Below are 1,564 nucleotides of genomic sequence, written 5' to 3' on the forward strand. Positions count from 1 at the left end.
GACGAAGCGCTGCGGGCTCTGGCCGCAGCGCGGTCCCGACCGGACACGTCCGCGTTCAGCGGGGCGAGGCTGGGCGAGGGGCTTCACACCCTAGGGCATGTTGCGCATCGCGGCGGGATCGGGCGTCGGCATCATGTTGGCGTTCATGTGATACATGACCCAGACCGAGCCGGACAGCATGATGACGACCAAGGCGCCGGTGAACAGCAGCGCCAGCATGGACCAGCCCTGCTCGACTTTGGCGTTCATGTGCAGGAAATAGATCATGTGCACGACCATCTGCACGGCCGCGAAGCCGAGGATGACCAGACCCGTGAGTTTGGGTGTGGGCAGCACCTTGCCCATGACCAGCCAGAAGGGAATCGCCGTCAGGATGACCGACAGGATGAAGCCGACGGCATAGCCCTTGAAGCTGACGTGGAAGTCGCCGTCGTCATGGTGGTCGTCGTGGTGAGCGTGGTCGGCCATCACAGCACTCCCATCAGGTAGACGAAGGTGAAGACGCCGATCCAGACGACGTCCAGAAAGTGCCAGAACATCGACAGGCACATCAGGCGGCGGCGGTTGGCGGGCGTCAGGCCGAGCTTTTGCACCTGCACCATCAGCGTGACCAGCCAGATGMAGCCGAAGGTGACGTGCAGRCCGTGGGTGCCGACCAGCGTRAAGAAGCTGGACAGGAAAGCGCTGCGGCCCGGGCCGGCGCCCTCGTGGATGAGGTGGTGGAACTCGAACAGCTCGATGCCCAGGAAGCCCAGGCCGAACAGGCCGGTGATGGCCAGCCAGGCCAGCATCTGGTTCTTGCGCTTGGCCTGCATCGCGATCATCGCGAAGCCATAGGTGATGGACGAGAACAGCAGCAGGCCCGTGTTGACGGCCACCAGCGGCAGGTCGAACAGGTCGGCGCCCGACGGGCCGGCCGCGTAGTTGCGGCCCAGCACGGCGTAGACGGCGAACAGCAYCGCGAAGATGAGGCARTCGCTCATCAGGTAGAGCCAGAAGCCCAGCATGGTGCTGGGCTGCGGGTGGTGGTCGCCGGTGTCGTAGAAGACGGGCGCGACGCCGTTGACGTGAGAGGTCACAGTTGCAGTCATGTCAGCGGTCTCCCGGTCAGGCGGCGGATGCAAGCGCGCGGGTGCGCTCGTCCTCGGTGCGGGTCACCGCATCGGCCGGGATGTGGAAGTCACGGTCGTAGTTGAAGGTGTGGACGATGGACGCGATGACGGTGGCGGCAAAGGTCGCCGCGGCGATCCAGTACATGTGCCAGATCAGCGCGAAGCCCATGGCCGTGGCCAGCATGGCGATGATGAATCCGGCGCCGGTGTTCCTGGGCATGTGGATGGCCACGAAGCCTTGGCGAGGGCGCTCGGCGTTGCGCTGCTTCATGTCGTGCCAGGCGTCCATCTCGTGGGCGATGGGCGTGAAGGCGAAGTTGTAGTCCGGCGGCGGCGAGGACGTCGACCATTCCAGCGTGCGGCCACCCCAGATGTCTCCCGTCGTGTCGGCCAGTTCCTTGCGGCGCCAGATGCTGACGGCGATCTGCACCAGGAAGGCACCGATACCGCAG

2 protein-coding genes and 1 pseudogene are annotated in these 1,564 nt (G+C 65.2%); all 3 read right to left on the reverse strand.

The features are described from left to right. Positions 1 to 90: 90 nt before the first annotated feature. Positions 91 to 468, reverse strand: a complete 378-nt coding sequence (gene cyoD / locus AC1DU6_RS30620) for a cytochrome o ubiquinol oxidase subunit IV (protein ID WP_457322956.1) — start codon at positions 466 to 468, stop codon at positions 91 to 93. Next, positions 468 to 1,091, reverse strand: coding sequence for a cytochrome o ubiquinol oxidase subunit III (cyoC, locus tag AC1DU6_RS30625; protein WP_477861856.1), 624 nt, complete (start codon positions 1,089 to 1,091; stop codon positions 468 to 470). Before cyoC ends, cyoD begins: the two co-directional genes overlap by 1 nt. A gap of 16 nt (positions 1,092 to 1,107) precedes the next feature. Continuing rightward, a pseudogene (locus AC1DU6_RS30630) lies at positions 1,108 to 1,564 on the reverse strand (cytochrome o ubiquinol oxidase subunit I); the annotation flags it as partial.

It is taken from the genome of Roseateles sp. P5_B10 (assembly GCF_056400485.1).

Coding starts and splice junctions, on each gene's coding strand:
- cyoD (WP_457322956.1), bottom strand. CDS start 468: ATGGCCGACCACGCTCACCACGACGACCACCATGACGACGGCGACTTC.